We start from the raw sequence: 23,848 nt of genomic DNA, 5'->3' as shown, positions 1-23,848 counted from the left end.
CATCGAATTGTGATTCACTATGATGGGGCCGAGGGCTACACGTCAAGCCGAACAGGAGCGCCGGGAGCATGGGCGTACGCAAGGAGCAGGCCGCCGAGACCGAGGCGGCACTGAAAGAGGCGGCGCGGCGGCTGTTCGCCGAGCGCGGCTACCTCGACACGAAGATCACCGACATCACCCGGGAGGCCGGTCGCGCCACCGGCTCCTTCTACGCCCACTTCGCGGACAAGAACGCCCTGCTCCAAGCGCTGATGCAGGACATGGACACGCAGGCCGACGCGGAGATCGGCGCGGACGGCCACCCGGCCGACCACGATCTGACCGACGGCAGCCAGCTGCGCGAGCATCTGGCCGTCACCTGGCGGGTGATCCGCGACCATCTGCCGGTGGTCGTGGCGCTGATGCAGACCAACTTCGCCGGCCCGCCCGGCGAGGGCCGCGCCTGGGCCGGCCTGACCGGGGAGACGGGCATCATCCGCGAGCACCTGGACTGGCTCCGCCGACGGGGTCACCCGCTCCCGGGCGACCCCGAGCTCGTCGCCGCGGCCATGGGGGCGATGGTCTCGACGCTCGGCTACGCGGTCATCACCGCGGGGGAAGACGGCCCGCAGGCGACCGACGAGGAGATCGTCGACACCCTCACCGCCCTGCTCCTGCACGGCCTGGCCGGACCCACACCGAGCACCGGCTGACCGGCGCTTGAATCAGCGGCCCCCGCCGTGCCGCAACAGCTGGGGACCCCGGGCGCGGGGCCCGGCGAACGCCGCATGGGCTGCACGTCGCCGAACAGGGCATCGGCACCGCCACCGTGGAGGGCCGCGCGATGTTCGGGACGGTTGTCCGTGCTCGCCGAGCGCCGGCGCGAACCGATCGTGGCCAACACGAGCGACGGGCTCACCTCCGCGCTCCGGGGCCGGGGCGGCGGGCGCCGGCTCCTCGCGCGCCCGGGCCCTCCAGGTCGGCGGGTGCCGGCCGAAGCTCACGGAGGAGGCGCTGCGACGGGGACCGCCGGACGGGCCGCCGCCCGGTCCGCCACCGGCGCAGACAGTGGTACGGGCCGTCCGGTGGTACGGGCCGTCGGGTGGTACGGGCCGTCCGGTGGCACCGGGCCCCACTCCGATGAGGTGCGTCACAATGCCTTCCGGCACGGAGACCCACCTGGTACAGGTGGCTGGGACCAGTGACATCCCGTGTGAAGGTACTCCCCGCATGAACGACAGCCCCGGCCACGACCCCGTGGCCTTCTCGCTCGACCTCACCCTGGAGGAGTCCCGCCGGCGCGCCTCGGTGGTGGCCGCACTCGGTGACGACTGGGACCCCCTGGCCGTGCTCCGCTCGGAGGAGGAGGCGCACCGCCTGCTGTACTCGGGTCTGGACGCCGAGCAGGAGCGGACGTACGCCATGCTGGTGGAGGCCGGTGTGCTGCCCGGACGGGACGCGGGCGATGCGGCTTCCCATTGACCCGCAGGCGGACCGGGCCCGCCGCGCCTGGGTGCCCTGCCCGGGGTGCGACGACGCCCGCGACTGCGTGACCTGCGCGGAACGGCGCAACTGCTCCGACCACTGGCGCTACCTCATAGCCAACGAGGGCGCGCGGGTCCACCTCCAGTGCCCCGGCTGCACCCACACCTGGACCCTGGACACCCGCCCCGGCAGGCGGGGCCCGGCCGCCTGAGCCCACGAGGCGCGCGGGCTCAGGCGGGCACCGGTCAGCAGATCCGGGGGAGCTGCTCCCCGAGCGGCATGTCCACCACCCGCGTCCCGCCCAGGCCGGTGCGGGCCACCACCATGCCCGGGTGCTCGGCCACCGCCTCACCGATGACCGCCGCCTCGGCACCCAGGGGGTGCGCCCGCATCGCGGCGAGGACCGCGTCGGCGTGCTCCCGGGGCACGAACGCCACCAGCTTCCCCTCGTTGGCCACGTACATCGGGTCGAGGCCCAGGACCGCGCAGGCGCTCGCCACCGGCGCGGGGACCGGGACGGCACGCTCCTGGACGACGACCCCGGTGCCCGAGGCCGCCGCGATCTCGTTGAGCGACGCGGCCAGACCCCCTCGGGTGGGGTCGCGCAGCACATGCAGATCCGGTGTGACGGCGAGCATCGCCTCGACCAGGCCGCCGAGCGCCGCACAGTCGCTTTCGATGTCGACCTCGAACCGCAGATTCTCCCGCTCGCTCAGGATGGCCACCCCGTGGAGCCCGATCGCCCCGCTGACGATCACCACGTCACCGGGCACGACCCGCTCCGGACGCAGGTCGACCCCGCGCGGGACCAGTCCGATGCCCGAGGTGTTGATGTAGACGCCGTCTCCGTGACCGGCCTCCACCACCTTGGTGTCGCCCGTCACCACCCGTACACCGGCGGTGCGGGCGGCGGCGCCCAGCGCCTCGGCCACCCGGCCCACCGTGGCGATCTCGACGCCCTCCTCCAGGATGACGCCGCACGACAGGTAGGCGGCCCGGGCCCCGCTCATCGCGAGGTCGTTGACCGTGCCGTTGACGGCGAGGTCCCCGATGCTGCCACCGGGGAAGAACAAGGGCCGCACCACGAACGAGTCGGTGGAGAACGCGAGCCGTGCCCCGCCGAGCTCGACGGTGGCCGAGTCGGTCAGCCCACCCGGCTCCGGGCCCGCCAGGGCGGGGAGGAAGACCTGCTCCACCAGCTCGGCGGACATCGCGCCGCCCCCGCCGTGGCCCATCACCACCCGCGGCCGGTCCCGCAGCGGGGCGGGGCAGGTCCAGGACAGGACGTCCGGCCCTGTGTACGTGTCAGACAACGGGGCTGCCCTCCAGGGTGTGGGCGGTCGTCGCCGGGGCCGTGACCGGCACCGAGCGGACCGGCAGGTCCAGCCGCCGGTACAAGTAGTAGGCGGCGCAGGCGCCCTCGCTGGAGACCATCGTGGCCCCGAGCGGGGTGCGCGGCGTGCACGTGGTGCCGAACGCCTCGCACTCGTGCGGTTTCAGCAGTCCTTGCAGCACCTCTCCGCTGCGGCACTCGGCCGGCTCACGGGTGGTGATGTCACCCACCTGGAAACGGTGCTCGGCGTCGTGGTCCCGGTAGCGCGCGGACAGCCGCCACCCGCTGGCGGGGATGACGCCGATGCCGCGCCAGGCACGGTCGGTCACCTCGAAGACGTCGTCCAGCATCGCGCGCGCGGCGGGGTTGCCCTCCGGCCGGACGGCCCGCTCGTAGGCGTTCTCCACCGTGTGCTCGCCCCGCTCCAACTGGCACACGGTGCGCCGTACGCCCTCGAGGATGTCGAGCGGCTCGAAACCGGTGACCACGATGGGCACCCCGAACCGTTCGGCGAGACCGGGGTACTCCTCCGTCCCCATCACGCTGCACACATGACCGGCCGCGAGGAAGCCCTGGACACGGCAGTCGGGCGACTGCATGATCGCCTCGATCGCGGGCGGGACCCGGACGTGCGACACCAGCAGGCTGAAGTTGCCGATGCCGCGCTTGCGCGCCTGGTGGACGGCCATCGCGTTGGGCGGCGCGGTCGTCTCGAAGCCGATGCCGAAGAAGACGACCTCACGATCCGGGTTCTCCTCGGCGATCCGCAGGGCGTCCAGCGGCGAGTACACCACCCGGACGTCGCCGCCCTCCCCGCGTACCTGGAAGAGGTCACGCCCGGTGCCGGGCACCCGCAGCATGTCGCCGAAGGAGCAGAAGATCACCTCGGGACGCGAGGCGATCTCCAGCGCCTTGTCGATCACCTCCAGCGGGGTCACGCACACCGGACAGCCGGGCCCGTGGATCAACTCCACCTCCTCGGGCAGGAGTTGGTCGATGCCGTGGCGGATGATGGTGTGCGTCTGGCCGCCGCACACCTCCATCAGCGCCCAGGGCCTGGTCACGGTCGCCCTGATCTCGTCGAGCAGCCGTGCCGCGAGCTCAGGGTTCTGGAACTCGTCGATGTACTTCACCGCAGCACCTCCCCGGCCGTGGCGGCGCCGTCCGGCCCGTGTCCGTTCCCGCCCGCCTCCGCGGCGGCCTGCTCCCACGGGTCGCCGAACTCCTCCTGGAGCATGCCGAGGTTCTCGAACAGCTCCAGCGTCCGGCGGGCCGACTCCTCGTCCAGCCGTTGCAGGGCGAAACCGACGTGGACGATCGCGTACTCACCGACCTGAAGGTCCGGCAGGTACTCCAGGCACACCTCCTTGACCACACCGCCGAAGTCGACGCTGGCCATCCGTGTGCCGTTCCGTTCCTCGACCCCCAGTACCTTCCCTGGTACCGCCAGGCACATATGTGTCTCCTCACTCTCGCGCCACGGAATCCGTGGCCGTGTCCGTGACCGCCGGTTCCGCACGGGCCGTGGCCCGGGCAGCCACCACGAGCTGACCGAGGGCCAGCCCCCCGTCGTTCGGCGGGACACTCCGGTGGCGCAGCACGGTGAAACCGTCCGCCCGCAGAGCGCGAGCGCAGGCCGACGACAGCAGCACGTTGGAGAAGACCCCACCGGTCAGCGCGGCCGTCTCCAGTCCGGTCGCCTCACGGGCCAGCACACAGACCGTCCGTACCATCCGGGCGACAGCCAGGTGGAACCGCGCCGCCACGACCGGGGCCGGCACACCCCGCCGTACGTCCTCGACGACCGCGGCCAGCAACGGCGCCGGATCGGCGGTCACCGGAGACGCACCGGCCGGGCCCCGCCCGGTCAGGCGGAAGACGTAACGCGGGTCCTCGTCCTCGCTCCCGGCGGCGACCGCGGCGGCCTCCAGCTCGATCGCGGCCCGGGCCTCGTACTCGGCGTGATGGCAGACGCCCGCCAGGGACGAGACCGCGTCGAAGAGCCGCCCCATACTGGACGTGGGCACACAGTTCAGTCCCCGCTCCAACTGCCGTGCCAGCACCGCCCGTTCCTCCGGCGGGCAGGCGACGACGCACGGCAGGTCCGCCTCCGGCGCGATGCCCGCCGCCCACAGATGCGCCAGCGCCATGCGGTACGGCCGCCGGACGGCCGCGTCACCCCCGGGAAGCGGTACGTAGGCCAGGTGCGCGAACCGGCGACAGCCGTCGTAGCCCGTGAGCAGGAACTCCCCGCCCCACACCGCACCGTCCGCGCCGTGGCCCGTGCCGTCGAACGCGACCCCGATCACCCGGTCGCCCTCCGCCACGCCGTGTTCGGCCATGACGGCGGCGACGTGCGCGTGATGGTGCTGGACCCGCGCGACGGGGCGCCCCGCGGCGTGCCGCCGTGCCCAGGCGCCCGAGCGGTACGCGGGGTGCGTGTCGGTGACGAGCAGCTCGGGGCGCACACCCGTGATGGACTCCAGCTGCCGTTCGGCGCGGCCGAACGCGCGTTGGGTGGCGAGGTCGTCCATGTCCCCGACGTGCGCGGACAACCATGCCTTGTCGCCCTCGGCGAGGCAGAAGACGTTCTTCAGATCGCCACCGACCGCCAGGGCGGGAACCACCGGCACGGGCAGGGTCAGCGGCAGCGGGGCGTAACCCCGGGAACGGCGCAGCACCAACGGCTCACCGTCGCACACGCGCACCACCGAGTCGTCGCACGGCACGTGGACGGGCCGGTCGTGGGTGAGCCAGGCGTCGGCCAGGCCGGCCAGCCGGTCCAGGGCCTCGTCGTCGTCGGTGACGATGGGCTCTCCGGAGAGATTGCCACTGGTCATCACCAGCAGCCGGGGCCCGCCCCCGCCGAGCAGCAGATGGTGCACCGGTGTGTACGGCAGCATCACCCCGAGGTCGGGACTGCCGGGCGCGACCGCGTCGGCCGGCACCACAGCCCCCGGCACGTCCGTGGCGCCGGTGCGCCGCCGCAACAGCACGACGGGGCGGACCCGGCCGGTGAGCAACTCCCGCTCGGCGGGGCCGATGTGCACGAGGTGCGCCACATCGGCCACGTCCCGGGCCATCAGCGCGAAGGGTTTGCCACCGCGCGCCTTGCGGCGGCGCAGCTCACCGACCGCCCGGCCGTCGGTGGCGTCACACGCCAGGTGGTACCCGCCGATGCCCTTGACGGCGACGATCGCCCCCGCGGCGAGCAGCGCCCGCGCCCCGTCTACGGGGTCCTCGCCCTCCGGCCGCACGTACGGGGCGGCCGTGACGAGCCGCAGGCGCGGGCCGCACGCGGGGCACGCCACGGGCTGGGCGTGGAAGCGCCGGTTTGCCGGATCGCGGTACTCGCGGTCACACGCGGGGCACAGCGGGAAACCCGCCATCGTGGTGTGCTCGCGGTCGTAGGGCAGGCCGGTGACGATGGTGAACCGCGGCCCGCAGTGCGTACAGGTGATGAAGGGGTGGCGGTGGCGGCGGTCCGCGGGATCGGCGAGTTCGGCCAGACAGTCGCCACAGGTGGCGGTGTCGGGGGCGACCAGCGTGCGCACGGGTCCGGACGTGCGGGACGGGACGATGCCGAAACCGCTGCCGCCGGTGGGGGGCAGGTCGGTGGTGTCCACGGACTCCACGACGGCCAGCGGCGGGGCGTCGGGCGCGATGCGCGCGCAGAACCGGTCGACGAGCGCCGCCTCGCCCTCGACCTCCACGACCACACCCTCGCCGGTGTTGGTCACATGGCCGGCGAGCCGCAGCTCCGAGGCCAGGGCGTACAGATACGGCCGGAACCCCACGCCCTGCACCACCCCGCGCACGACGGCCCGGACGCGCCGCACCGGCGGCGCCGGAGCCACCACCTGCGGTGACGCGGCCGCCTCGGGCGTCGCGTTCACGCCCGGGCCTGTGCCATCACCGGGGCGTGCACCTTCGCCCCCTCGGCCGCCGCCAGCGCCCGCTCCACCAGCAGACCGGCGCCCCGGGCACTCCGTACGGAGCTGAGGACGACCTCCACACCGGGGTTGACCTGCTGCACATTGGCCCGGAACGCGGCCTCGTCGAACTCGGCGGGACCGGCCAGATCGGCCTTGGTGACGATCACCAGGTGCGCGAGGCCGAACGCGGTCGGGTACTTCAGCGGCTTGTCCTCGCCCTCGGTCACCGAGGCGAGGACCACGCGAAGCGTCTCGCCGAGGTCGTACGACGCCGGGCACACGAGGTTGCCGACGTTCTCCACGAACAGCAGACGGGTGTCCTCGGGCAGCCAGTTGTGCAGGTGCCCCGCGAGCATGTCCGCCTCCAGGTGGCACAGTCCGTCCGTGAGGACCTGCTTGACCGGCACTCCGGAACGGCCCAGGCGTACCGCGTCGTTCTCCGTCGCGAGGTCCGCCGTCAGCGCGGCGGCCGGGACGCCGCGCTCCCGGGCGATCGTCAGCTCCCGCTCCAGCAGGGCCGTCTTCCCGCTGCCGGGGCTGGACAGGAGGTTCACCACGGTAGTGCCCCTGGCCGTCAGTTCACTGCGCAGGACGCCGGCCGCCATCGTGTTCTTGGCGAGCACCGCCTGCTGGAGGTCGACCACACGGCACATCGTCAGCTCTCCTCGAGGATGGTTGCGGGGGTTGCGCCGGGGGATCCGGGCGCTGTGGTGTCCGCGGCCCAGCGCACTTCGGTGATACGCAGTTCGCGGCCCGCCACCAGCTCGGTGGCGGCCGCACGGCAGTCCGGGCAGAGCATGTCCGGGGGCATCCCGGTGTCCCAGGTCCGCCCGCACGGGGCGCACCGCGCGCTGCCGGGGACGGAACGGGTGACGAGCTCGGCGCCCTCCAGGACGGTCCCGGCGCAGGCGAGCCCGAAGCAGAAGCGGAGCGAGTCGGAGACCACTCCGGCCAGCTCGCCGATGTCGAGGTGCACATGCTGCACGCCCCGCGCGCCGCGGGACCGTGCCGCCTGCTCGACCTGGTCCACCACGGACAGGGCGACGGACATCTCGTGCATCGGTCTCCGTCCGGGCCCGGGGATGTCGCTCCGGAGCTCATTACACGGCCGTGTGACCCCGGCACGCCGACCGGCGCGCCGGGGTCACACGGGTGCGTAGGCCGTTCGGCCCAGCCCGGTCCGCCGGGGCGGCGACGGGCGTCGGCCGGTGCGTCACATCCGGCGGATGCGCAGGTAGCGCCGGACGTCGGGCAGGACGTTGGCGACGATGGCCGCGAGCGCGGTGGCGGCGGCGGTGGCGGCGGCCGCACCGCCGATGAGGCGCTTGTTCATGGTGCTCTCCGTGAAGGTCGGTGTGGGGGTGTCGTGCGGGCGGGGCCGTCTCCGACGACGGCTTCGCCGCGGGGCGGTTCGGTGACCAGTTCGGTCACCAGGCGCACCGCCTCCGGGACGGCGGCGGCCACGGGCGGGCTGAGCCCGATGCCCTCCTCGACGGTGGCGGGCTCGCAGCCCACGACCAGGGTGCGTCCCGGTGGAGTGGCGCCGGCACCCGCGCACAGGCTGTCCAGCAGCGCCAGTACGGCGTCGGGGGACATGCGGTGGCCGTCGAGGGGAACGCTCTCGGCCGCCTGCCGGGAGCCCGGCTCGGCGGCGTCGATCACGTACAGCGTCCCCGGCTCACCGCCCCGCGCCGTCGCGTCCAGGAGGACGAGGGCGTCGTACCCGTCGAGGAGCTGGTACGCCAGGTGGACGCCGCGGATGCCGATGTCGGCGACCTCGACACCGGCGGGCAGGTCCTGACGGGCCAGCACGCGTGCCGCTTCGACGCCGAAGCCGTCGTCGCCGAGGAAAATGTTCCCCGCACCGGCGACCAGAGTGCGCGGGCGGGTCCGGGTGGCGGCCATCACGCGTCCTCCGCGACATCGACCTCGTCGGGCTGGAAGTAGAGGAAGCGGCCCTGCTCACGGCGGATGTCGGCGCCCGGGTCGTCGTCGAGGGTGACCGCGATGTGCACGCCACCGTCCACGTCGTGCAGGACCGCTTCCACCAGGGCGAGCCGGCCACTGAGGAACAGGTCCTGGGCGTCGCTGTGGCGCAGCCGGGGACGCAGCACGACGCGGCTGCCGGCCCGTACCGGCCGTCCGTCGACGAGGACGTGGTCGGTGGCCGGGTCCACGGACGCGTCCGCGCCCGGGTCCCACCAGGGGGTGTCCGGCCGTGTGACCCCGCTCCGCCCGAAGGGGTCGGACGGCAGGGGGACGTTCGCCGCGACGGCCGGCTCGGTCACCTCGCGGAGGCCGCGCACGGCGCCGTGGAGGCGCTCCAGGACCTCCGGTGGCATGGTGTCGGCCAGCTCGATGACGGCTGCCGCCCGTGCGTCCGTGCCCCGGGCCTCGCGCTTCTCCTCGTCGGTCAGGGCAGCGGTGCGCAGCGCCAGGATCTCGTCGATCTCCGTCGCGTCGTACAGCGCGCCGGGGCTCTCGGGCGCGATCGCCGGATGGTCCTCCAGGATGATCGGCGAGGAGAGCACCAGGTCGCCGCGGCCCGGCTCGCCGGCCAGCACCGGCCAGGTGTGCAGGTTGCGGCAGGCGGCGGTGGCTCCCCGCGCCCACTCCGGCGGGTCCGTCATCGACAGGAAACGCCCGGAGTCCAGGCACAGCAGCGTATGACTGGCGACCAGGGACCGGGGCAGCGCCGCGTCGCGGTCCGCGTCAGCGTCCGGTGCCCAGTCGCTGGTGTTCTCCACGACCACGCTCAGCCGGTGCGTGCGGTATGGACCTTCCAGCTCGCTCGTCGACATCCGCAGCGCACCGGTGACCTCCTCGCGGCGGCGCACGAGCCGGCCCACCACCTGCCCGGTGGAGTCCGGGACCGGTTCGGTCTCCTCGGACGCGGGGCGGGTGAACGGGACGACGATGCCCTCGTCCACCAGGCTGTCCACCGGAACGGTGAGCCGGACGACCTGCTCATGGCCCTCGTCCCACGGGACGATCACCTGGTCGTCCAGGCGCAGTTCGCCCACCGTCTCGAAGGTGCCGTCCGGGCGCACCCGTTGCACGGTGCGCCGCTGCGTGTGCAGGAACCGGACCTCGACGGCGAGCGTGGCCCCCTGTCTGGGTTCCATGAGCAGTTCGGTGTGCTGGAACTCGTGCTCGTCGGCCCTCGCGGTCCAGGCCGGTGGCACGAGCACCCCGAACTGCCAGCGCAGGCGGTTCTTGGCGGCCGACGCGCGGTACGGGTAGAGCACGTACCCCTCGAAGAGCACGGCGTCGGCGACCTGGCGGGCCACGGCCAGCCGCGCCTCGGTTCCCGGGGTGAACGAGGTCGTGGTCGTGATCGTCGTCATGGCGTCCTCTCCCCGGCCGCGTCCAGGAGCGCCTCGACGGTGGCCTCCCAGGAGGGCAGGGCGCGCCGCGACCGGTGGGCGAGCAGCGCGTCCATGGTGTCCCGGGGCAGCCGGATCCAGCCGGAACCCGGGAAGTGCTGGTCGACCATCTCCTGCCAGGTCTTCACCGGCATGCGGAAGGTGGCCTCCTTGTCCCAGGGGACGGGCTCGACGCGGAAGCCGCCGGCGCCGGTGAAGGCGGTGCCGGAGAACAGCATCAGCAGCGGCACCTCCCCTTCCTCCAGGGCGTGGAAGTAACGGGTGGACGCGATGTCCATGTCGTAGGTGCACGGCACCACCAGGTCGGTCTCGACCTCGCCGGTGAAGCCGGGGACCATCACCGAGACCTGGGCGAACTGCACCGGGTTGAGACTGCTGCCCCAGCGCGACCGCTCACCGAACAGGTCCGTCAGCCGCGCGGCCTCGGCGTCGCCGTAGCCGCGCCGGACGGGCTCGATGCGGATCTGGCAGCGCAGCGCCAGCGCGTGGACGCGGGCCCGCTCGGACGCGGTGATGCGCAGCCGGAACACCAGGGTGGGGCCCGCCGCGTACGGGTCGGCGCGCACCCCGGTGCAGGTGAAGGTGAAGTCGGTCACGACCCGCTCCCTCGGACGTCACGGGCACGGTCGCGTACGTGGGCGAAGAAGGCGTCCAGGTCGGCGCGGGCCTCCGCGCCACCGTCGAAGCCCTGCCACCGCAGGCGCATGCGGCCCACCAGTTCGTAACAGATGTCGACGGGCACCAGGAAGCACTCCACCGAGCCCTCGTGGCGACGCAGCAGCAGCGCCTCCACGTCGGGTTCGAGGAGCTCCGCGAGAGGCGAACCGGCGAGGACGGCTTGCCAGGAGGCCGGGTCCAGCTCGCTCTCGGTCGCCCCGGCCGGGCTCGGGTAGAGCGCGACGAGCCGGTCGAGCGCCGAGTTGCGGAAGAAGAACGCGACACCGACGGGGATGCGCAGGTGTTCCCAGGACTGCTCGTCGATGCCGTGCCCCGGGTCGCTCAGGTAGCGGCCGGGGACCGCGCGGAAGCGGCCCCCCGCCCCGCCGGAGCCGTCCAGCAACTGGGCGCAGGGGGCACAGACGCAGGCCAGCGCCCGCTTCTCGGTGTCGACGAGGTGCCGGTGACGCTCGCCGGCCAGAGGCACGGCGCACAGCTCGCACCGCTCCTCGCGGGGCGGGGGCGGGGCCACGAAACGCCGCAGCCCCCGCGATCCGGGCCCCCGCCCCGCCCGCGCCGCGCCGAGTGTGGGCGGGCCCGGGCGGGCGGCGGTGCCTGGCTCGGACATGCCCGGGTGGGCTGCCGTGCTCGCGTCGGGTGAGCCCGGGTGGGCCGCCGTGTCCGGCCGGCGCGGGCCCTTGCGGGCCGTCCCGGCTCCGGGCGCGCTCACGGGGCCGTGGCCGGTGAGCGGCCGCGGTCGACGGCGTGTGGCGGACCGGCGCCGATCTGGAGGAGGGCGGGCTCCCGGGGGGCCTCCTGCAGTTCCACCGCCGTCACTTCGGGCGCGAAGCAGGCGAGGGTGTCCCGCGCCGCCTGCTCGATGCCCTCCCGGGTGCCGGCGCAGCCGCAGCCCGCCGACCCGGTGAGCCGCAGCCGCAGCACGCCGGTCGTGGCGTCGAAGCCGACGGTCGTCACCGGGTGGGGGAGGCCGTCGAGGGCCCGGTCGATGCGGCGGTGCACGTCGTCGGGGTGCAGGCCGTGCAGGACCAGCAGGCCCGCGACGAGTTCGTCGCCGAGGAGGGTGGCCAGGGTGTCACGGGCCGGGGCGTCGGGGTGACGTCCGATCAGCTCGACCGCACGGGCCAGCCCGGCCCCGTAGAACTCCATGAGCACGCGTACGAGTTCCTCGGCGGCCTCGCACGCCGCGCGGTCGCCGGAGTCCGCCAGCCGGTCGAGGACCTCCTCGACCAGCCGGCCGGCCGTCTCCGCGTTCATCGCGCCGGACGCGGGCGCGGCGGACACCGTGGGCGCGGCGCCCACGCCGGTGGCGCCGCTCATCCGGCCAGACCGCTCAGGCCGGTGGGGACGTGCATGGACTTCACGGTCCTGCCGTCACCGACGTACATGTGCACACCGCAGGGCAGACACGGGTCGAAGCTGCGCACGGCGCGCATGATGTCGATGCCCTTGAAGTTCTCCGGCGGGTTCTCCTCGAAGATGGGCGTGTTCTGCACGGCGTCCTCGTACGGTCCGGGCGTTCCGTAGGTGTCGCGGGTGGAGGCGTTCCAGGGCGTCGGCGGGTACGGGTGGTAGTTGGCGATCTTGCCGTCCCGGATGACCATGTGGTGCGACAGGACCCCGCGTACCGCCTCGGTGAAACCGACACCGATGGACTCGTCCGGCACCTCGAACTTCTCCCAGGTCTGGGTGCGTCCGGCGCGCACCTCCGCGAGGCCCATCTCGGCGGAGTGCAGCGCGACGGCCGCGGCGTACGCCTGGAAGTAGGTGCGGGCGCGGTTGCGTTCCAGGGCGTTGCTCCAGCGGGGGATCTTCCACTCGAAGGTGGTCTCCGGCTTGGTGAGCGTACGGGGGAGGTTGATGACGACGCTGTGGCCGGTGGCCTTCACGTACCCGATGTCGACGAGTCCGGACAGCGCGGTCGACCACAGGCGGGCGATGGGGCCGCCGCCCGTGTCCAGCGGCAGGTAGTCCTTGCCGTCGAACCAGCGCGGGGACATCACCCAGCTGTACTTGTCGTTGAAGTCACGCTTCTGCGGGGCCGGGATGGTGTGCTGGTTCCACGGGTGCCGCGGGTCGACCGGGTTGCCGAGCGGGTCGTGGGTGACGAACTGCTCCTGGCCGGCCCAGTCCTCGTAGTAGGAGCTGCCGAGCAGGATCCGGATGCCGAGGTTGATCTCGGTGAGGTCGTTGGTGACCAGCTTGCCGTCCACGATCACACCGGGCGTGACGAGCATCCGCCGGCCCCAGTCCGTCATGTTGGCGTAGCTGAAGTCGCAGTACTCGGGGTCGTTGAACGCCCCCCAGCAGCCGAGCAGCACGCGCCGGCGGCCGACCTCCTCGTAGCCGGGCAGCGCCTCGTAGAAGAAGTCGAACAGGTCGTCGTGCAGGGGCACGACGCGCTTCATGAACTCCACGTACCGCATCAGCCGGGACATGTAGTCCGTGAAGAGCTGTACGGACCCGATGGTGCCGACGCCGCCCGGGTACAGGGTGGAGGGGTGCACATGGCGGCCCTCCATCAGGCAGAACATCTCCCGCGTGTACCGGCTGACCTGGAGCGCCTCCCGGTAGAACTCGCCCTCCAGGGGGTTGAGCGAGCGCATGATGTCGGCGATCGTGCGGTAGCCGTGGTCGGCGGCGTGCGGTGCCTCGGTGCGCTCGGCGAGTTCGAGCACTCCCGGGTTGGTCTCGCGGACCATCTTCTCGCAGTAGTCGACCCCGACCAGGTTCTCCTGGAAGATGTTGTGGTCGAACATGAACTCCGCGGACTCGCCGCAGTTGATGATCCACTCGCCGAGGTGGGGCGGCTTCACCCCGTACGCCATGTTCTGCGCGTACACCGAGCAGGTGGCGTGGTTGTCACCGCAGATGCCGCAGATGCGGCTGGTGATGAAGTGCGCGTCGCGCGGGTCCTTGCCCCGCATGAAGACGCTGTAGCCGCGGAAGACCGACGAGGTGCTGTAGCACTCGGCGACCCGCTTCTGCTTGAAGTCGATTTTCGTGTGGATGCCGAGGCTGCCCACGATCCGCGTGATCGGGTCCCACGCCATCTCCACCAGGCCGGTGCCGTCACCGGACGTCGTCGAGGTCGCCATTGTGTCTGTGATGCCCTTCGGTCAGTGCTGTGAGCGGGGGAGTGGGCCGGGGGGTGAGCCGGGCTGGGGGTAGGGGCGTGGAGCGGATGCCGTGCCGGGCGCGGTCACCAGGGAGGCCGGTAACCGGTGGTGATCTCCCGGCCCGTGTGCCGCCACTTGGGTTCCTTGTCCACCGTCCGGGCCGTGATCGTCCGCAGGCGGCGGATCACCGCGCCGTAGGCTCCGCTGGCGGTGCTGGAGAGCTTTCCACCAGGAGGTTCGTCCATGAACGGCATGAACTTGTCGGGGAAGCCGGGCATGGTGCACGCGATGCAGATGCCGCCCACGTTCGGACAGCCGCCGATGCCGGCCATCCAGCCACGCTTGGGCACGTTGCACTTGACGACGGGGCCCCAGCAGCCCAGCTTCACCAGGCACTTGGGCGAGTCGTACTCCATCGCGAACTGGCCCTGCTCGTAGTAGCCGGCCCGGTCGCAGCCCTCGTGGACCGTGGCTCCGAACAGCCAGGTGGGGCGCAGCTTGTCGTCGAGCGGGATCATCGGCGCCGACCCCGCCGCCTGGTAGAGCAGGTAGGTCAGGGTCTCGGCGAAGTTGTCCGGCTGGATGGGGCAGCCCGGTACGCAGACGATGGGGATGCCCGCCTTCGACTTCCAGTCCCAGCCCAGGTAGTCGGGTACGCCCATCGCGCCCGTGGGGTTCCCGGCCATGGCGTGGATGCCGCCGTAGGTGGCACAGGTGCCGATCGCCACCACGGCGAGGGCCTTGGGGGCCAGGCGGTCGATCCACTCGCTGGTGGTGATGGGCTGGCCGGTGTCCGGGTTGTCACCGAACCCGCACCAGTAGCCCTCCTGCTTGATCGCCTCGTTGGGGATGGATCCCTCGATCACCAGGACGAACGGGTCGATCTCGCCGCGCTCACCCTTGAAGAACCACTCGATGAACGTGTCCGCCCCGTCCACCGGCCCGCACTCGAAGTCGATCAGCGGCCAGTGCACGGCGATCTTGGGCAGCCCGGGCAGGGCCCCGAGGGCGATCTCCTCGATGCTGGGCTGCATGGCGGCCGTGAGGGCGACCGAGTCACCGTCGCAGCTCAGCCCTGCGTTGATCCAGAGGATGTGGATCGGTTTCTCCTCGGTACCGGGTGAGCCGGGAGTGCCCGCCTCTTCGACCGTGGTCGGCGACGCTGTGTTCATCGAAACCCTCCTCGGGGAGGCAAACGGCGAAACCGCTCGGATAAGCCTTTACCGGGCTAAGAGTCCGCCAGCGGGGCGCTCCTCGCACCCGCGGCGGTTCGTTCGGCGGCGGCCGGTTCCTTGCGGACGAAGGCCCTGCGCAGGGCGTGGTAGGGCGCGGCGGGGTTCTGGAAGATGTCCCGCATGCGCGCCAGTTCCCGCTCCCGGACGTCCGCCAATGGGGTGACGGTCTCCCGGTGCTCGCTCTCCTCCTTCTTCGCGGCGAGGCGCGTCTGGGCGCGAGGAGAGACGGCGAGGTGGGCGGCCAGCCCGGTCACCTCGGTGGTGAAGCGCGACGGGGCGCAGTCGACCACCCGATCGATCAGGCCGATGTCCTGGGCGCGACCGGCGGTGACCGGGAGCGCCTCCTCGGTGAGCTGCTCGGCCATGGCGGCGCCCACCCGGCGGGGCAGGGTGTGGGTCCAGTACTCCGAGCCGTACAGCCCCATACGCCGGTAGTGCGGGTTGAGCACCGATCCCGAGCGGCACCACACCTCGTCGGCGGCCAGGGCCAGCATGACGCCCCCGGCGGCGGCGTTGCCGCCGATCGCGCTGACGACGAGGCGGTCGGTGGTGGTGAGGATCGCCTCGACGAGGTCGTCCATGGCGTTGATGTTGGCCCATGACTCGGCCGCCGGATCGGTCGCGGCCTCGATGACGCCCAGGTGGATGCCGTTGGAGAAGAAGTCCCGGCCGCCGCCCAGGACCAGCACGGTGGTGGGCCGGGCGCACGCCGCCCGATAGGCGTCCAGCAGACGCCGGCAGTGCCCGGTGGACATCGCGCCGCCCGGGAACGAGAACGACAGGACGCCCACCGGGCCGTCCTCCCGGTACCGGATGTCCGACCAGGTGCTGTCGTCGTCGGCGGGCGGGAGGGCGGGGGAGGGCAGCTCGGGCACGCCGGACAGCTCCGGGGAGCCGCCCAGCGCGACGGTGGCGGGCAGCTTGCAGGCGCGCGGTGCGCCGGGTCCGGTACGCGCCCGCAGCTCGGGGATCCACACCGCCCCGTCGGCGGTGGCCCGGCAGATCGCGCCCGCCCGGGTCGCCAGCAGCTCGCCGGGGCGGCCGCGCAGCTCGCGCTCGGGATGGCCGCCGTGGAGGAACCACTGCCCGCCGAGGAGGTCGTCCAGGACACCCGGCTGGGAGTCGGCGGCACGCAGTGTGCGAAGCACCGTGTCGGTGGTGTCGTCGGCCCATGCGATACGGCGGTCCGCCTGGCGCATCGGGGGCCTGGTGCGCGCGCCCGCCGCCTTGGGGAGGGTGCCCTGGTCGAGGGGAACGTACTGGCCGGAGGCGAAGCGTCCGACCGCCAGGAGCACCGCTTCGACGGCCGCGTCGGCGAGCTCGTTGCGGTACAGATCGCTCTTTCCCACCGGAGGGACGGGGAACGTCGCGGTCGCCCACACGGGCCCGGCGTCCATCTCCTCCTCCGCCTGGAGCACGGTGACGCCCCACTCGCCCGCGCCCTCGTGGACGGCCCAGTCCAGGGAGGACGGCCCCCGGTCGCCCACGGGGCCCGGGTGCACGATCAGGCAGGTCCGGGCCGTCCACACGTCACGCGGTACGACCGCCTTCAGCATGGGCGCCACCACCAGCTCGGGCGCGTGCCGGCCGACGGCGGCGCGTACGTCACCGCTGTTCGGCGTCACCTCGACGGCGACGGTGTGCCCCCGCTCGCGCAGCTCGGCGTGCAGGCGCTGGGTGAGGCTGTTGTAGGCGCTGGCGACGAGCAGGATGCGCATGGCGACCCCTCCCAGGGTGCGGCGGTCGGTGGTGACGCGAACCGGCTGCCTGAGATGGTCCGCCACGGGCCCACCCGGGCGTCGACACGAATCCCGCGCATCACTCGTACGGGTCACGGGTTCGTGCCACATGGTCGGCATGGACCGACCCGTGACCGGCTGCCTCTCCGAATTCGGTCGATATGCCGTTTTTGTGTGGGAGTGGAAGAATCCTTACTGCCCTGGCACGGGAGACGTGCCTCCACCGCAGCGGACAGGCAGGTCGGCGCATGCCCAAGGAACAGAAGCCATCGAAGCCGTCACGCGACCAGGGGCCGAGCCGGCACCAGGGGACCGAGCACCACGGCTGGTCACCCGATGTCGACGAGACCCGACAGCAGGAGAACCCCAGCGCCCGTCGCTCCTTCCGCGCGGAGGACGCCCCGCCGCCCGGCTCGGGCCGCAAGAAGTCCAAGGAGGAGCGCACCCCGGTGCCCGGCGACAAGGCCGAGAGCGGCACCGCGCGGGGTGAGGAGTACGGCAAGGAGTCGGACAAGGGTATGCGGGACACCGGCCGCAAGGGCCGCTCCGGACGCCCCTCCGGCACGAAGGACGACACCGCGTTCACCGGTGTCGACCCCAACGACACCGAGAGCGGCCCCCGCCCCGGCTGACACCCCGGCCCGCCGTGGCTCCCGGAGCCGGCCGGATGCGTATCCGGCCGGAGGGCGAATGCTGCACTGCACTGGACACCCTGCCAGTGCCGCCGCCCGGCCGGTACCGGCACGGGGCGTCCCGGCGCCGGCTGGGGGCTGATTCCGGAGCTCCCCCGTGCCGGGCATCGAGCACGAGCGCGTGCCGGGCATCGAGCACGAGCTGGGGCCCGTGGTGCGGGGCGGGCCGGCCTCAGGAGGCGGTGGAGGGTCCCTGCTCGGTGACGGATATGACACCCGCGGGGCACGTGCAGGCGGCGATGCGGGCGGACGTGTGATGCTCGCGCGGGGGCCGCGCGTCGAGCAGGAGGACCAGGCCTTCGTCGTCGTCCTGGTCGAAGACCGCGGGGGCGGTCAGTGCGCACATTCCGGCGCCGACGCACCGCTCGCGCTTGACGGTGATGTCCATGGGATCAGTCCTCGTCCCAGGTGACGGGCAGCCGGTGCACGCCGTAGATGTTCATATTGGTGCGCAGGGGCACTTCTTCCGGTGCCACCGCCGGCCGCAGGGTGGGGAAACGTGTCAGGAGCGCCGGGAGGGCGACCGTCATCTCGACGCGGGCGAGCTGCTGGCCCAGGCACTGGTGGATCCCGTGCCCGAAGCCCAGGTGCCCGGCGGCACTGCGGCGCAGATCGAGGGTGTCGGGGCGGGGGAACTTCTCGGGATCGCGGTTGGCGGCGTTCAGCGCCAGCGTGACCGACTCGCCCGCCCTGATCACCTGCCCGCCCAGCTCGACGTCCTCCAGCGCCGACTTCACGGTGGTGTGGGCGATCGTCAGATAGCGCATGAGCTCCTCGACGGCCTGGCCGGCCAGTTCGGGCTCGGCGCGCAGGGCGTCAGCCTGTTCGGGGTTGCTCAGCAGGGCGAAGGTGCCGTGGGCGAGCATGTTGGCGGTGGTGTCGAGACCGGCGGCGAGCAGGAAACCGCCGAGACCGGCCAGTTCGTCGTCGGTGAGGTCGGTGTCCCGGGCCAGGTCGCTGAGCAGGTCGTCGGTGGGTGCGCCGCGTTTGGCCTCGACCAGCCGCCGCATGTACTCCTCCAGTCCGTTCATGGCGGCGTACTGCTCTTCGGGTGTGGCGTCCATGGTCATCAGCGTGGTGGCGTGATGGTGGAAGGTGTCACGGTCGGCGTAGGGCACACCGAGGAGTTCGCAGATCATCAGCGCCGGGATGGGCTGGGCGAACGCCTTCACCAGGTCCACGCCCGGGCCCTGGCGTTCCATGGCGTCGAGGTGTTCGGAGGTGATCTCCTCGACGCGTTCGGTGAGCAGCCGCATCCGCCGGACGGTGAACTTGCCCATGAGTATCCGCCGGTAGCGGGTGTGCTCGGGCGCGTCCATCCCGGTCATGTCGCCCACCGGGGCGGGGGGCAGCGCCCCCTGGGGGCCGCCGGGGAAGGGGTAGTGCATGAGCTCGTAGCGCGAGCTGAAGCGCGGGTCGGACAGTATCGAACGGACCACGGAGTGGCCGGTGGCCAGCCATCCCACATGCCCGTCGGGGTAGGCCATCCTGGTCAGCGGCCTTTCCTGGCGGAGTTCGGCGAGCCCGGCGGCGGGGTCGAAGGGGCAGCCGGCGGCGCGCTCGGTGGGCAGGGTGACCGGCTCGTGCGTCCTGCTCGGGGTGGAGTCCGTCGACGGTTCGTACTGCATGGTGTCCTCCGAGGAAGGTGGAGTGCGGGACGTGCTGCTGCGGAAGTGGTGGGCGCCTGTGGCGATTCACCGCTTGGGCGGGCGGCCGAAGGCGGACCGCGCCCAGAGGAGGCCGACGAGGGTCAGGCCCAGGCACCAGACGAGCGCGATGTACCCGCTGTTGCCGATTCCGGTGCCCATGAGCAGGCCGCGGAGGGTTTCGATGATCGGCGTGTACGGCTGGTACTCGGCGAACAGGCGCAACCCGGTCGGCATCGAGTCCGTCGGGACGATGGCGCTGCCGAGGAACGGCAGGAACGTCAGCGGCATGGGTGTGTTGCTCGCCGACTCGGGGGTCTTGGACACCAGACCGATCCCCGCCGCCAGCCAGGTCAGCGCCGAGGTGAGCAATATGAGCAGGCCGACCGCCGCGAGCCATTCGACGGGCGTGGCGTCGGGCCGGAAGCCGATGGCCAGGGCGACGCCGATGACCAGCGTGACGCCGACCATCGTCTGGATGACGCTGCCGACGACATGCCCGGTCAGGAACGCGCCGCGGGAGATGGACATCGTGCGGAACCGGTTGACGATGCCCTCGGTCATGTCGACGCACACGCCGACGGCGGTGACGACCGCCCCCGCGGTGGCGGCCATGAGGATGATGCCGGGGGCGACGTAGTCGATGTACTCCTCGCCCCCTGTGTCCTGCACCGAGCCGATGCCGGCGCCCAGGGCGCCACCGAAGGCGTAGGTGAACAGCAACAGCATCATCACGGGCATGGCGACGACGGAGAACGTCATGGCGGGGTAGCGCAGCGCGTGCTTGAGGTTGCGCCGCAGCATGGTCATCGAGTCGCTGACGGCGTGTGCCAGGGCGCTCATCGGCGCGTCTCCTTCAGAGTGTCGGAGCGTCCGGTGAGGGTGAGGAAGACGTCGTCCAGGTCCGGGGTGTGCACGGTGAGCGACTCGGCTCGGACGGACGCCCCGTCCAGGACGTCGAGTACGGCGCGCAGGGTCGGGATGCTGCTGTCACTGGGGATGCGCAGGGTCAGTTCGTCGGCGTCGTGTGCCGCCAGGCCGAAGAGCCCCGCGGCGGCTTCCAGTTCGGCCGCATCGTCGAAGCGGAGGCGGATGTGGCCGCCGGGGACGAGTCGCTTGAGCTCGTCCGCGGTGCCTTCGGCGACGAGCCGGCCACGGTCGAGCACGGCGATGCGGTCGGCGAGCTGGTCGGCCTCTTCCAGGTATTGGGTGGTCAGGAAGATGGTGACCCCGTCGTCGACGACCAGGGCGCGGATGATCTCCCACATGATGCGGCGGCTGCGCGGGTCGAGGCCGGTGGTCGGCTCGTCGAGGAAGATGACGCGCGGGTCGCCCACGAGGGTCATCGCCAGGTCGAGCTTGCGGCGCATGCCGCCGGAGAAGGTGGAGACGGTAGTGCGGGCGGCTTCGGTGAGGCCGAAGCGCTCCAGCAGGGAGGAGGCGCGTCGTCTGCCCTCGCGGCGGGGCACATGCCCGAGGTCGGCCATGAGGAGCACGTTCTCCTCGGCGGTGAGGAGATTGTCCACCGCGGCGAACTGGCCGGTGACGCCGATCGCGCGGCGTACGCGGTCCGGCTCGCGGACGAGGTCGTGGCCCGCTATCCGTGCCTGACCGCCGTCGGCGGGGATCAGGGTGGACAGGATCTCGACAGTCGTCGTCTTTCCGGCGCCGTTGGGGCCGAGGAGGGCGAAGATCGTGCCCTCCGGGATGTGCAGGTCGATGCCGTCGAGGACGACCTTGTCGCCGTAGGACTTGCGCAGGCCGGTGACGGAGACGGCGGGAGCCGTCGTCGTGGGTGGTGCGGTCGATAAGGACATGGCGGTGGTGCCTTTCTGAAGGGGGTGAGTCAGGAGCGGCGGATGACGATGTTTCCCACGCCCGTGCGGACGCGGACCTCGACGGTCTCGTCGGAGTTGCCGGGGCCTTCGGCGGCGCCGAGCGAGTTGTGTACGGTGCCGACGCGGGAGTTGACGTCCAGCCAGGCCGCGGTGGCCTCGCGGATGCCGACCTCCACGGCACCCGCGGCGGTCTGGAGCTGGACCCGGCCCCGGGCGACTTCGCCGATGAGGATCCCGCCGTTGGCGGACCTGGCCTCCACCGAGGCGTGCGCCACGCCCACTGAGATGGGGCCGTTCGCGGAGTTGAGGGACAGGTCGCCGGTGACCTCGCCGACTGTCGTTTCGCCGTTACCGTTCTTCACGGTCGCGGTTCCCGTGATCTCGCCGATGGAGATCCGGCCGGCGCCGTGGATCTCGGCGTCGCCGCTCGTACGGTCGACACGGATGTCGCCGTGATCGGTGCGGAGGTTCACCGTGTCCGCCTCGTCGAGCCGGATGTCACCCAGCGACGTCTTGAGGCGGCAGTTCCCGAGCGGGCCCTCACCGATGAAGTCGGCGATGGGGGCAGTGGCCTGGATGTGCGAGCCGGCGGGCAGCTCGACGGTCACCTCGATCGACCCGTTCCTGCCGAAGAGGGAGCGCTTCTTGGGGCCTTTGACGGTCAGGGTGCCGTTGGCGTACGTCACCGTGGTCTGCTGCACGGCTTTGACGTCCGCCTCGTCGGCGCCGTTGCTCGGCAGGACCTCGACGACGGTGTCCGCGCGCTTGCTCGCGACGATCCGGGCGTGGCCGATGTCGAACTCCAGCGTGGCGGTGATGGGTTCGGGCGTCTCGTAAGAAGGCATGGCGGTTCCGTCCTCGTGGCTCTGGTGGTGTTCGCGCCGGTGAGGCGCGTGAAGTGGGGTGGCGCGGGAGGACGCCGGTGCGGTGGGCGAGATGGCACCGGTGTCGTGGATGGCCGGCGCGCCCGGCCCGAGCAGCTAGCGGACCCAGCCCGTGTAGCTCTGTCCGTGACGGGCGGCGCGCGTGGCGGGGCGGCCGGGAGCGGCAGGCTCCAGGGCCGTGGCCACGGCCCGTACCAGCCAGGCGTTCACGGACAGGCCGTCCTGGCTCGCCGCGTCCTCGACGCGGGCCTTGAGGTGGGCGGGGAGCCGGAAGTTGATACGCGCGGTGGAGCCCTCGTCCCCCTCAGCCCCGGAGGGTGGTGCCACAGGTGCCATGGATGGCGTCATGGATGGCGCCATGGGGACTGCGGGCACGCTCGGCACCGTGTCCGGCGCTTCCGGGGCGAGTGGTGCCGTCACCACGAACTCGGGATCGAGTCCGCGCAGCCTCACGTCCACGGAGCCCGGGGCCAGCTCGCGGGTGATCTCCTCGGAGGCGGCCGACAGTGCGTTCAGGATGGTCAGCCGGGCGGCCGACTCCAGGGAGGTGGTGAGCCTCTCGGCCATGGCGCGGGCTTCGTCCCCACCGGCGTCCGCGGCGACGGCGAGCTGCTGGCGGAGGTGGTCGACGTAGGGCGTGAGGTCCATAACGCCATCATGGCACCATTATGGCGCCATCGCAAGGCGTTGTGGTGCCTCATGGTGCCACCAGTGCCACGACGGTGCCATGCGGCGGATCGGAGCCGGCCGCCGGTGCGGCGGATCGGAGCCGGCCGCGGTGCGGAGATCAGAGCCAGCCGCGGTGCGGCGGATCAGAGCCAGCCGTTGCGGCGGAAGCCGCGGTGGATCAAGAAGCAGGCGAGGGTGATGACGCCCAGGCTGAGGGGATACCCGTACGCCCACCGGAGCTCGGGCATGTGGTCGAAGTTCATGCCGTACACGCCGCACACCATGGTGGGAACGGCGATGATCGCCGCCCAGGCCGTGATCTTGCGCATGTCCTCGTTCTGAGCGACCGTCACCTGGGCGAGGTGCGCCTGGAGGATCGAGTCGAGCAACGCGTCATAGGCGGTGATCTGCTCGGTGACCCGCATCTGGTGGTCCGCCACGTCACGGAAGTACGCCCGTATGTCCGGGTCGACCGGCGGCAGCGGCCTGGTGGCGAGGGCCTGCAGCGGCCGGTCCAGCGGCGTCACGGCACGCTTCAGTTCCAGGAGTTCGCGCTTGAGCTGGTAGATCCGGCCGGCTTCACCGCGGGTGGCCAGCTCGCTGAAGACGACCGTCTCGACCTGGTCGATGTCGTCCTGCATCGCGTCGGCGACGGCGAGGAAGCCGTCGACCACCTGGTCGGCGATGGCGTGCAGGACCGCGGACGGACCCTTTGCCAGCAGTTCGGGGGTTTCCTCCAGCGCCTCCCGGAGCGGGCCGAGGGACCCGTGCCGGCCGTGCCGAATGGTGATCACGAAGTCGGGACCGGTGAACACCATGACCTCGCCGGTGTCCACCACCTCACTGGTGGCGGTGAGCTCATGGTGTTCGACGTAACGACACGTCTTGAAGACCGCGAAGAGCGTGTCGTCGTACGGCTCGACCTTCGGCCGTTGATGCGCGTGCACGGCGTCCTCGACGGCCAGGGGGTGCAGCCCGAACAGCTCGGCGATCCTGCCGAACTCGTCCTCGGCCGGCTCGTGCAGACCGAGCCAGACGAATCCCCGGCCGGTCTTGCGGACGCGCCGCAGTGCCTCTTCCACGGAACAGGACCCGGACTGCCGCACACCGTCCTCGTACACCACGCAGTTCACCACCGCATTGCCCAGCGGGGAGCGAGCGGGGTGGCTCAGGTCCACGGTCCTGCGATAGGCGCCGCGCACGGCACGGCGGATGTTGCGGATCACGGGCACG

General features: G+C 72.1%; 26 protein-coding genes. 4 read left to right on the top strand and 22 right to left on the bottom strand.

What is annotated here, in order from left to right:
* Positions 1-68 precede the first annotated feature (68 nt).
* The 3 genes from ACZ6C1_RS28270 (at position 69) to ACZ6C1_RS28260 (ending at position 1,675) form a co-directional block, all read left to right on the top strand.
* The gene (locus tag ACZ6C1_RS28270) at positions 69-692 is read left to right on the top strand and encodes a TetR/AcrR family transcriptional regulator (RefSeq protein WP_469244488.1); all 624 of its coding nucleotides are present in this window, start codon (positions 69-71) and stop codon (positions 690-692) included.
* A 517-nt stretch (positions 693-1,209) separates the two neighbouring features.
* Positions 1,210-1,461, top strand: coding sequence for a DUF6400 family protein (locus ACZ6C1_RS28265; RefSeq protein ID WP_469244486.1), 252 nt, complete (start codon positions 1,210-1,212; stop codon positions 1,459-1,461).
* Entirely contained in the window at positions 1,445-1,675 is a 231-nt protein-coding gene (locus tag ACZ6C1_RS28260) for a hypothetical protein (protein WP_469244484.1), read from the top strand. The genes ACZ6C1_RS28265 and ACZ6C1_RS28260 overlap by 17 nt, the downstream gene beginning before the upstream one ends.
* A 34-nt stretch (positions 1,676-1,709) precedes the next feature.
* On the opposite strand, the gene hypE is transcribed toward ACZ6C1_RS28260, so the two are convergent.
* From hypE to ACZ6C1_RS28185, 15 genes are all read right to left on the bottom strand, one after another.
* Positions 1,710-2,699 (bottom strand): hydrogenase expression/formation protein HypE, encoded by a 990-nt coding sequence (hypE, locus tag ACZ6C1_RS28255; protein WP_469244664.1) that lies wholly within the window; start codon positions 2,697-2,699, stop codon positions 1,710-1,712.
* A gap of 70 nt (positions 2,700-2,769) precedes the next feature.
* Complete coding sequence (hypD, locus tag ACZ6C1_RS28250; RefSeq protein ID WP_469244482.1) at positions 2,770-3,930, bottom strand: hydrogenase formation protein HypD; 1,161 nt, start codon at positions 3,928-3,930, stop codon at positions 2,770-2,772.
* A complete protein-coding gene (locus tag ACZ6C1_RS28245) occupies positions 3,927-4,253 on the bottom strand; it encodes a HypC/HybG/HupF family hydrogenase formation chaperone (RefSeq protein WP_469244480.1) in 327 nt (108 codons plus the stop codon). The genes hypD and ACZ6C1_RS28245 overlap by 4 nt, the downstream gene beginning before the upstream one ends.
* A gap of 10 nt (positions 4,254-4,263) precedes the next feature.
* Positions 4,264-6,693, bottom strand: coding sequence for a carbamoyltransferase HypF (hypF, locus tag ACZ6C1_RS28240; RefSeq protein WP_469244478.1), 2,430 nt, complete (start codon positions 6,691-6,693; stop codon positions 4,264-4,266).
* A complete protein-coding gene (gene hypB / locus ACZ6C1_RS28235) occupies positions 6,690-7,385 on the bottom strand; it encodes a hydrogenase nickel incorporation protein HypB (protein ID WP_469244476.1) in 696 nt (231 codons plus the stop codon). Before hypB ends, hypF begins: the two co-directional genes overlap by 4 nt.
* Positions 7,386-7,387: 2 nt before the next feature.
* Positions 7,388-7,792, bottom strand: coding sequence for a hydrogenase maturation nickel metallochaperone HypA/HybF (locus ACZ6C1_RS28230; protein ID WP_469244474.1), 405 nt, complete (start codon positions 7,790-7,792; stop codon positions 7,388-7,390).
* Between the two features lie 153 nt (positions 7,793-7,945).
* Positions 7,946-8,065, bottom strand: a complete 120-nt coding sequence (locus ACZ6C1_RS28225; protein WP_399430220.1) for a DUF6893 family small protein — start codon at positions 8,063-8,065, stop codon at positions 7,946-7,948.
* Positions 8,062-8,637 (bottom strand): hydrogenase maturation protease, encoded by a 576-nt coding sequence (locus ACZ6C1_RS28220; RefSeq protein ID WP_469244472.1) that lies wholly within the window; start codon positions 8,635-8,637, stop codon positions 8,062-8,064. The genes ACZ6C1_RS28225 and ACZ6C1_RS28220 overlap by 4 nt, the downstream gene beginning before the upstream one ends.
* The gene (locus ACZ6C1_RS28215; protein WP_469244470.1) at positions 8,637-10,079 is read right to left on the bottom strand and encodes a hypothetical protein; all 1,443 of its coding nucleotides are present in this window, start codon (positions 10,077-10,079) and stop codon (positions 8,637-8,639) included. Before ACZ6C1_RS28215 ends, ACZ6C1_RS28220 begins: the two co-directional genes overlap by 1 nt.
* Positions 10,076-10,714: a DUF6084 family protein gene (locus tag ACZ6C1_RS28210; RefSeq protein WP_469244469.1), complete on the bottom strand. Its 639-nt coding sequence runs from the start codon at positions 10,712-10,714 to the stop codon at positions 10,076-10,078. Before ACZ6C1_RS28210 ends, ACZ6C1_RS28215 begins: the two co-directional genes overlap by 4 nt.
* Positions 10,711-11,403 carry a DUF5947 family protein gene (locus ACZ6C1_RS28205; RefSeq protein WP_469244467.1) on the bottom strand — a complete coding sequence of 231 codons (693 nt, stop codon included), beginning with the start codon at positions 11,401-11,403 and terminating at the stop codon, positions 10,711-10,713. Before ACZ6C1_RS28205 ends, ACZ6C1_RS28210 begins: the two co-directional genes overlap by 4 nt.
* 98 nt (positions 11,404-11,501) lie before the next feature.
* The gene (locus tag ACZ6C1_RS28200; protein WP_469244465.1) at positions 11,502-12,113 is read right to left on the bottom strand and encodes a hypothetical protein; all 612 of its coding nucleotides are present in this window, start codon (positions 12,111-12,113) and stop codon (positions 11,502-11,504) included.
* Positions 12,110-13,891: a nickel-dependent hydrogenase large subunit gene (locus ACZ6C1_RS28195; RefSeq protein WP_469244463.1), complete on the bottom strand. Its 1,782-nt coding sequence runs from the start codon at positions 13,889-13,891 to the stop codon at positions 12,110-12,112. Before ACZ6C1_RS28195 ends, ACZ6C1_RS28200 begins: the two co-directional genes overlap by 4 nt.
* Positions 13,892-13,995: 104 nt before the next feature.
* Positions 13,996-15,084 carry an NADH-quinone oxidoreductase subunit B family protein gene (locus tag ACZ6C1_RS28190; protein WP_469244461.1) on the bottom strand — a complete coding sequence of 363 codons (1,089 nt, stop codon included), beginning with the start codon at positions 15,082-15,084 and terminating at the stop codon, positions 13,996-13,998.
* 56 nt (positions 15,085-15,140) lie between these two features.
* Positions 15,141-16,865 (bottom strand): hydrogenase maturation protein, encoded by a 1,725-nt coding sequence (locus ACZ6C1_RS28185; protein ID WP_469244662.1) that lies wholly within the window; start codon positions 16,863-16,865, stop codon positions 15,141-15,143.
* A gap of 269 nt (positions 16,866-17,134) precedes the next feature.
* Between ACZ6C1_RS28185 and ACZ6C1_RS28180 the strand changes: the two genes are divergently transcribed.
* Positions 17,135-17,518, top strand: coding sequence for a hypothetical protein (locus ACZ6C1_RS28180; protein WP_469244459.1), 384 nt, complete (start codon positions 17,135-17,137; stop codon positions 17,516-17,518).
* A 232-nt stretch (positions 17,519-17,750) separates the two neighbouring features.
* Here ACZ6C1_RS28180 and ACZ6C1_RS28175 read toward each other — a convergent pair whose 3' ends face one another.
* The 7 genes from ACZ6C1_RS28175 to ACZ6C1_RS28145 all read right to left on the bottom strand — a co-directional run bounded on the left by ACZ6C1_RS28175 (position 17,751) and on the right by ACZ6C1_RS28145 (position 23,847).
* A complete protein-coding gene (locus ACZ6C1_RS28175; protein ID WP_469244457.1) occupies positions 17,751-17,966 on the bottom strand; it encodes a ferredoxin in 216 nt (71 codons plus the stop codon).
* A gap of 4 nt (positions 17,967-17,970) precedes the next feature.
* Positions 17,971-19,206 (bottom strand): cytochrome P450, encoded by a 1,236-nt coding sequence (locus ACZ6C1_RS28170; protein ID WP_469244455.1) that lies wholly within the window; start codon positions 19,204-19,206, stop codon positions 17,971-17,973.
* Between the two features lie 66 nt (positions 19,207-19,272).
* Complete coding sequence (locus ACZ6C1_RS28165) at positions 19,273-20,067, bottom strand: ABC transporter permease (protein WP_469244453.1); 795 nt, start codon at positions 20,065-20,067, stop codon at positions 19,273-19,275.
* Positions 20,064-21,041 carry an ATP-binding cassette domain-containing protein gene (locus ACZ6C1_RS28160; protein WP_469244451.1) on the bottom strand — a complete coding sequence of 326 codons (978 nt, stop codon included), beginning with the start codon at positions 21,039-21,041 and terminating at the stop codon, positions 20,064-20,066. Before ACZ6C1_RS28160 ends, ACZ6C1_RS28165 begins: the two co-directional genes overlap by 4 nt.
* Positions 21,042-21,070: 29 nt before the next feature.
* Positions 21,071-21,907: a DUF4097 family beta strand repeat-containing protein gene (locus ACZ6C1_RS28155; protein ID WP_469244449.1), complete on the bottom strand. Its 837-nt coding sequence runs from the start codon at positions 21,905-21,907 to the stop codon at positions 21,071-21,073.
* A 135-nt stretch (positions 21,908-22,042) separates the two neighbouring features.
* Positions 22,043-22,594 (bottom strand): hypothetical protein, encoded by a 552-nt coding sequence (locus ACZ6C1_RS28150; RefSeq protein ID WP_469244447.1) that lies wholly within the window; start codon positions 22,592-22,594, stop codon positions 22,043-22,045.
* A gap of 164 nt (positions 22,595-22,758) precedes the next feature.
* The gene (locus ACZ6C1_RS28145) at positions 22,759-23,847 is read right to left on the bottom strand and encodes a magnesium and cobalt transport protein CorA (RefSeq protein ID WP_469244445.1); all 1,089 of its coding nucleotides are present in this window, start codon (positions 23,845-23,847) and stop codon (positions 22,759-22,761) included.
* Between the last annotated feature and the right edge of the window lies 1 nt (position 23,848).

The organism is Streptomyces sp. NPDC041796 (genome assembly GCF_055590785.1).
This window is presented reverse-complemented; position numbering and strand designations above follow the sequence as displayed.

Excerpts from the sequence above, each read along its gene's own strand:
- ACZ6C1_RS28270 (WP_469244488.1), top strand. The coding sequence starts at position 69 with ATGGGCGTACGCAAGGAGCAGGCCGCCGAGACCGAGGCGGCACTGAAA.
- ACZ6C1_RS28265 (WP_469244486.1), top strand. The coding sequence starts at position 1,210 with ATGAACGACAGCCCCGGCCACGACCCCGTGGCCTTCTCGCTCGACCTC.
- ACZ6C1_RS28260 (WP_469244484.1), top strand. The coding sequence starts at position 1,445 with ATGCGGCTTCCCATTGACCCGCAGGCGGACCGGGCCCGCCGCGCCTGG.
- hypE (WP_469244664.1), bottom strand. The coding sequence starts at position 2,699 with ATGGGCCACGGCGGGGGCGGCGCGATGTCCGCCGAGCTGGTGGAGCAG.
- ACZ6C1_RS28245 (WP_469244480.1), bottom strand. The coding sequence starts at position 4,253 with ATGTGCCTGGCGGTACCAGGGAAGGTACTGGGGGTCGAGGAACGGAAC.
- hypB (WP_469244476.1), bottom strand. The coding sequence starts at position 7,385 with ATGTGCCGTGTGGTCGACCTCCAGCAGGCGGTGCTCGCCAAGAACACG.
- ACZ6C1_RS28230 (WP_469244474.1), bottom strand. The coding sequence starts at position 7,792 with ATGCACGAGATGTCCGTCGCCCTGTCCGTGGTGGACCAGGTCGAGCAG.
- ACZ6C1_RS28225 (WP_399430220.1), bottom strand. The coding sequence starts at position 8,065 with ATGAACAAGCGCCTCATCGGCGGTGCGGCCGCCGCCACCGCCGCCGCC.
- ACZ6C1_RS28220 (WP_469244472.1), bottom strand. The coding sequence starts at position 8,637 with ATGGCCGCCACCCGGACCCGCCCGCGCACTCTGGTCGCCGGTGCGGGG.
- ACZ6C1_RS28215 (WP_469244470.1), bottom strand. The coding sequence starts at position 10,079 with ATGACGACGATCACGACCACGACCTCGTTCACCCCGGGAACCGAGGCG.
- ACZ6C1_RS28205 (WP_469244467.1), bottom strand. The coding sequence starts at position 11,403 with ATGTCCGAGCCAGGCACCGCCGCCCGCCCGGGCCCGCCCACACTCGGC.
- ACZ6C1_RS28200 (WP_469244465.1), bottom strand. The coding sequence starts at position 12,113 with ATGAGCGGCGCCACCGGCGTGGGCGCCGCGCCCACGGTGTCCGCCGCG.
- ACZ6C1_RS28195 (WP_469244463.1), bottom strand. The coding sequence starts at position 13,891 with ATGGCGACCTCGACGACGTCCGGTGACGGCACCGGCCTGGTGGAGATG.
- ACZ6C1_RS28190 (WP_469244461.1), bottom strand. The coding sequence starts at position 15,084 with ATGAACACAGCGTCGCCGACCACGGTCGAAGAGGCGGGCACTCCCGGC.
- ACZ6C1_RS28185 (WP_469244662.1), bottom strand. The coding sequence starts at position 16,865 with ATGCGCATCCTGCTCGTCGCCAGCGCCTACAACAGCCTCACCCAGCGC.
- ACZ6C1_RS28180 (WP_469244459.1), top strand. The coding sequence starts at position 17,135 with ATGCCCAAGGAACAGAAGCCATCGAAGCCGTCACGCGACCAGGGGCCG.
- ACZ6C1_RS28175 (WP_469244457.1), bottom strand. The coding sequence starts at position 17,966 with ATGGACATCACCGTCAAGCGCGAGCGGTGCGTCGGCGCCGGAATGTGC.
- ACZ6C1_RS28170 (WP_469244455.1), bottom strand. The coding sequence starts at position 19,206 with ATGCAGTACGAACCGTCGACGGACTCCACCCCGAGCAGGACGCACGAG.
- ACZ6C1_RS28165 (WP_469244453.1), bottom strand. The coding sequence starts at position 20,067 with ATGAGCGCCCTGGCACACGCCGTCAGCGACTCGATGACCATGCTGCGG.
- ACZ6C1_RS28160 (WP_469244451.1), bottom strand. The coding sequence starts at position 21,041 with ATGTCCTTATCGACCGCACCACCCACGACGACGGCTCCCGCCGTCTCC.
- ACZ6C1_RS28155 (WP_469244449.1), bottom strand. The coding sequence starts at position 21,907 with ATGCCTTCTTACGAGACGCCCGAACCCATCACCGCCACGCTGGAGTTC.
- ACZ6C1_RS28150 (WP_469244447.1), bottom strand. The coding sequence starts at position 22,594 with ATGGACCTCACGCCCTACGTCGACCACCTCCGCCAGCAGCTCGCCGTC.